General features: G+C 72.8%; 5 protein-coding genes. All 5 read left to right on the top strand.

The genetic code is table 11. The annotated features are described in order from the left end of the window. A partial coding sequence (locus tag AOK00_RS19035) for a glycosyltransferase (protein ID WP_055601503.1) occupies positions 1 to 1,157 on the top strand: 1,157 nt, incomplete at its 5' end. Continuing rightward, positions 1,129 to 2,157, top strand: a complete 1,029-nt coding sequence (locus AOK00_RS19030; RefSeq protein WP_079042078.1) for a DUF6895 family protein — start codon at positions 1,129 to 1,131, stop codon at positions 2,155 to 2,157. The genes AOK00_RS19035 and AOK00_RS19030, both read left to right, overlap by 29 nt. Beyond that, complete coding sequence (locus AOK00_RS19025; protein ID WP_055601502.1) at positions 2,154 to 3,395, top strand: radical SAM protein; 1,242 nt, start codon at positions 2,154 to 2,156, stop codon at positions 3,393 to 3,395. Before AOK00_RS19030 ends, AOK00_RS19025 begins: the two co-directional genes overlap by 4 nt. A 2-nt stretch (positions 3,396 to 3,397) precedes the next feature. Then, positions 3,398 to 4,369 (top strand): DUF6895 family protein, encoded by a 972-nt coding sequence (locus AOK00_RS19020; protein WP_055601501.1) that lies wholly within the window; start codon positions 3,398 to 3,400, stop codon positions 4,367 to 4,369. Further along, on the top strand, positions 4,366 to 5,483 hold a 1,118-nt coding region (locus AOK00_RS19015), incomplete at its 3' end, for an MFS transporter (protein WP_055601500.1). The genes AOK00_RS19020 and AOK00_RS19015, both read left to right, overlap by 4 nt.

The following is a 5,483-nucleotide window of genomic DNA, read 5'->3' as shown; positions in this document are numbered from 1 at the left end:
CGCTCGCGGCCGGCCGCGAGCTGCGCCGCCGCGGCCATCACGTCAGCGTCCTCGCCAGGTCCTCCGCCGGGCCCGTCGTGGCCGAGGCCGGGCTGCCGTGCGCGGTGGCCGAGGACTTCGGCGGTCACCGGGCGTTCTCCGCCACATGGTGGGGGAAGACCGGTGCCGCGCAGTACCGGGCGGTCCTCCGCGCGGCCCGGGCGGCGCAGGCCGATCTGCTCGTCACCTCGGTGCTGTGCAACGGCGCCCTGCTCGCCGCCGAGGTCCTGGACATTCCGGTGGTCGTGATCGGGCTCTCGGTGCATCTGTGGGACTACCGGAGCGGCGGCGACGGGGAGCCGCACCTGGGCAGGACCCGGGAGAGCCGGACCCGCGACAGCCTGGACCTCCACGCCGCCACCCGGGAGGAGGCCGGCCTGGCCGGGCGCGCCTCCCGTTGGGAGGACGATCCACTGCTCGGGGACGCGCTGCTGCTCCGCGGGGATCCGGAACTCGAACACCCTGGCGCGGAACTCCCCGAGCGGGTGCGCTACGTGGGACCGCTGGCCTGGGAACCGACGCCCGAGCAGGGCGAGTTGGAGGCCATCGAGGATCACCTGGAGCGGGCGGGCACGGGGAAGCCCGTCGTCTACGTGCACCTGGGCCGCTTCTTCGGCGGCCGGACCCTCTGGCCGCGGCTCAACGAGGCGTTCACCGGCGGACCGTTCCGGGCGGTGGTCGAACAGGGCCGCTCCACCGACCCCGCGCCCGCTGCGGAGGCCGACATCCTGCTCGTGCGGAAGCCCTGGATGGGACCGCTCGTCGACGCGGCCGACCTGGTGCTGGCCAACGGCACCTCGGCCCCGGTCCTGTCGGCCCTCCTGCGCGGCCGCCCCCTGGCGCTCTCGCCCAACGGGTCCGAACAGCCGCTGCTCACCGGCGCCTGCGTACGGGCCGGAGTGGCCGTGCGCGACCCGAAGACCCCGTCCGTGGACCTGTCGGCGCTGCTGGAGTCGGTGTCGCGCGACGAAGGACTGCGGACCCGAGCCCGCGCGCTCGGCGACAGGCTGGCCGCGGTGGACGGCGCGGCCCGCGCGGCCGACATCGTCGAGCGGGTGGCTCAGGCATCCGCAACCCCGAAGGAGAACCATGAGTACGCGATCAGTCGGCCTCGATGAGGCCGTGGCGAGTCTGTCCATGGGTACGCGGCACTGGATCGCGCGGCACGCGGGGTACCTCGACTCCCCCGCCGGACACGCCGAACTGCCGGTCACACCCCGCGTCAAGGCCCTTCTCCAGCTCGCGCTGCTCTGCCGCTACTGGGGAGAGTCCGCGCCGACGGAGAACGCCCTGCGAGGTGCCACCTCGATCGTCGAACAGGCTTGGCAGCGACCGGACTTCCCGCGTCTGCTCACCCTCGACGGCCGGTACGCCCGGCAGTTCGAGCTGATGTACGCGGCACTGGCACCCACCGGGACGGTCACCGACGCCCCCCGCGCCGTCCTGGCCCGGCTGAAGGGCGACGGCTACCTCGCTCCGCGGCGCAAGGCCCCGTACCTCCACCTGGAGGCGAGGTTCTACGCCGATCTCGCGGGCGCGGAGCACGAGTTCGCCTCGTACGGCGAGCTGTACGCGGCAAGCCTGCCCGCCCGGGCCGCCACCCTGCCGGTGGCCGACCTGGACGCCTGTGTGGTCACCCACACCGTCTTCTACCTCAGCGACTTCGGCCTCCGCGATCCCGGCCTGACCGACGAGGCCCGCGAGCAGGCCCTCCAGGTCGTGGAGCGGCTCACCCACCACTGCCTGGGCCTCGGCGAATGGGACCTCGTCGGCAAGCTGGTCCTCGCGCAGTACTGCCTCGGCGCGGATCCCCTCGGTACGCCCTCCGGGGCGGCCGGCATCCGGATGCTCGCCGAGGTCCAGGCGCCGGACGGAGCGATCCCCGGGAAATCCGTCGTCAGGCGCGCCCCGGCGGACGCGACGCCCGTGCAGTACTTCCGGAAGTCGTACCAGGCGACCCTCGTCACCGCGCTCACGATGCTGATCGTCGGAAAGGGCCGGCCGGAGGCGCCCGGGGCTCCCGCCGGGCGCTCCACCACGGGATCCGACGGCGCGGCACGCACAGCAGGGGCCGCGGGAGCCACTGGCGCGACGGTGGTACGGGAGGCGACACGGTGAGCGTCGACCGAGCGACGAGTGCCGACCGACAGGCGGCTCCCACCTCCCCAGCGGCCGGCAGCGAGCTCGCCTCCTCCGGCGCCCGCCTCCTCCGGGGCGAGCGCACCTGGTGGTTCCTCGGTCCGGGCGGCATCGCCCGGCTCGCCGACCGCCACGTCACCCCCGACGGAGGGCTGCGCCCCGAGGCCGAGCAACGGCTGCGCGAGAGCGGTATGTTCACCGCCGCCACGGTCCGCTCCTACGCCCTGACCGTCCTCACCAGCACCCACTGCAACCTGGGCTGCGGCTACTGCTTCCAGAACACCGCGCAGGACCTGGCGGGCGGGAGCCGGCCGCCGCGGATCGCCCGGACCCGGCTCACCTCGGAGACGATCACCTCGATCCTCGGGTTCACCGAGCGCCAGATGGCCGCCGTGGGCCTGGAGAGGCTCAGGATCCTCCTCTTCGGTGGCGAGCCCCTTCTCAACCCGCGCGGATGCCTCGAACTCCTGGAGCGGGCCGCGGACATCGCTCCCACCTCGGCCTGGATGATCTCCAACGCCACCCTGCTCACCCCGTCCCTGGCACGCAGGCTCCACGACCGCGGCCTGACGTCCGTCCAGGTCACGTTCGACGGCGACCGCGACGACCACGACCGGATCCGGGTCGGCAGGGCGGACGGCAGCGGCACCTTCGACAAGATCGTCCGCAATATCGTCAAGGCCTCCGAGGTCACGCCGCTCCGGTGGACCCTGCGGGTGAACGTCTCCCAGGAGACCTTCCACGGCGTCGACGCGCTGGTCGACCGGCTGGGGGACGCGCTGGACCCCACCCGCTGCACGCTGTACTTCGCCCGGATCGGCGATGTCGGCGTCGGATACGCCAACAGCCTCCTGCACACCGGTGAGCTCTCCTCCGCCTTCACCCGGTGGCAGCGCAGGGCCCTCGACCTCGGCTTCACCGTGAACCGCCCGGGCGGCCGGAAGACCTGCGTCACCTGCGGTCACACCGACGGCCGGTACGGCGCGGTCGTGAGCGCGGACGGGACCCTGGCCAGTTGCTGGGAGACCGCGGGCAAGCCCGACTGGGAGGTCGGCACGGTCGCCGACGGCTACCTGCCCAGCGCGGAGACGGGTGACCGGTGGATCGCCTGCCAGGACCTCTACAGCTACGACGAGGACGCCCGTACGCTCGCCAGGTTCCGCGACACCGTCGACACGGCCCTGCTCGACCATCTGCACGAGACGGGGCGCCTGTAGCCATGCCGCCCTCACTCCTGGAGCAGCTCTCCGCCGGCGCGCTGGACTGGCTGGGCGGGAACCTCGACCACTTCGACCCGTTCTCGGCGACCACCGGGTCGACAGCCGGATCGACAGCCGGATCGACAACGCGCGGAAAGGCCAAGGCCGCACTGGAGTTGGGGCTGCTCTGTCACCGCGCGGCGCGGCCGGACGACAGCGTCCCGGAATCCTTGGGCGGGGCGGCCGCACTCGTACGGAAGCTCTGGCAGGACCCGGACTTCCCGCGGCTCTTCGACGTCAGTCCCGCTTACGCCTCCACGTACCGCCTGGTCTACGCCGCGCTCGCCCCCGACGGCATCGACGACACGCAGTGCCGGGAGGCGCTCGCGCGGCTGGACCCCGGCTTCCTCTCGCCGGGCGGGAAGTCACCGTACCGGCGGATCGAGATCCGCTACTACGCGGACATGGCGGGTGTCCGCCACGGCATGGAGCCGTACGCCGAGCTCCTCCCGCGGAGCCCGCTCGTCGCCCTCCGCGCGGCCGCCCCCACGATCGCGACCGCGGCCGCGAAGGCCACGGTGGAGCCGCTCACCGTCCCCCAGGCGTACGCGCTGACGCACACCGCCTTCTACCTCGGCGACTTCGGCCGCACCGACCCCCGTATCGCCGGAGCCGACCTGGACCACGCCCGGGGCCTCACCCACCGGATGCTGATCCACTGCGTGGCGCACGATCTCTGGGACCTGGCGGCGGAGCTCGTCCTCACGCAGTTCGTCCTGGGGGAGGATCCTCTCCGCACGCCCTCGGGGGCGGCGGCCGTGGAGTGCCTGGCGCGCGCCCAGCGGCCCGACGGGGCGATCCCCGGAAGGTCGGCGGAGCTCAAGGCCGCGCCACGGGTCACGGCCGGCGAGTTCTTCCGGAAGGCGTACCACACGACCCTGGTGACGGCCCTCATGGCGTCGATCGTCCCGTCGGCGAGGTGGGCCTCGTGACACCGCGCCTCACGCTGATCAACCGCGACTACACCCGCCTCTGGTTCGGCCAGGCCGTCTCGTCCGTCGGGGACGCCGTCTTCAGCACCACGCTGGTGCTGTGGGTGGCGACCGTACTGGCGAAGGACGAGTCGTGGGCGCCGATGGCGGTCAGCGGCGTACTGCTGGCGTCCAGCGTCGCCGTCCTGGTCATCGGCCCCCTCGCGGGCGTGTTCGTCGACCGCTGGGACAAGCTCGCCACACTGCTCCGCACCGAGGTGGTGCGCGGAGCGCTCGTCGTGGTCCTGACCGCCGTCTCCTTCCTGCCGACCGACGCTCTCCCGGCGGGCGTCTGGCTCGCACTCGTCTATGTGACCGTGCTCCTCCTGCACGCGGCCGGCCAGTTCTTCTCGCCGGCGCGCTTCGCGATCCTGGCGGACCTCGTGAAGGGGGACGCCAACCGCGCCCGGGCCGCCGGCATCGGTCAGGCGACGGGCGAGACCGCCTGGATCATCGGCCCTCCGCTCGCGGCACCGCTGCTCTTCGCCGCCGGCATCCAGTGGGCCCTGCTCTTCAACGCCTTGTCCTACGCGGTGTCGTACGTGGCGATCCGATCCATCGAGGTACCCGCGTCGGCCGCGGCCGCGGAAGGCGGGAAGCCCGCTCCTGCGCCCGCTGCGAACGACGCGCAGCCGGTGAGCCGAAAGCCCAGCCTCGGCCGCGAGTTCGCGGACGGCGTGCGCTTCTTCGCCCGCAGCAGGTTCCTGGTCGTGCTGCTTCTGCTCGCCGTCATCGGACAGTTCGGGATCGGCGCGCTCAGCACCCTCAACGTCTTCTTCACCACCGACAACCTCCATGCCGACGCCCATCTCTACGGATACATCGGCATGGCGATGGGCGTGGGCGGCATCACGGGGGCGTTGAGCGGGGGCCGGGTCGTGCAGTGGCTCGGGGCCCGCCGGAGCACCTGGATCAGCCTGCTGGTGAGCGGTGTTCTGCTGATCGCCTACTCCCGGCAGACCACCTTCCTCGGCGGCATCGCCCTGCTCTTCGTCTTCACGGTTCCGCTGACCGTCCTCAACACCGCGATGGCACCGCTGCTGCTCGCGGCGGCGCCCCCGGACCTCCGGGGGCG

Source organism: Streptomyces aureus, from assembly GCF_001418135.1.
GTDB lineage: Bacteria > Actinomycetota > Actinomycetes > Streptomycetales > Streptomycetaceae > Streptomyces > Streptomyces aureus_A.
Note: the sequence above shows the minus strand (reverse complement) of the source record. Positions and strands in the feature narration are given on the sequence as shown.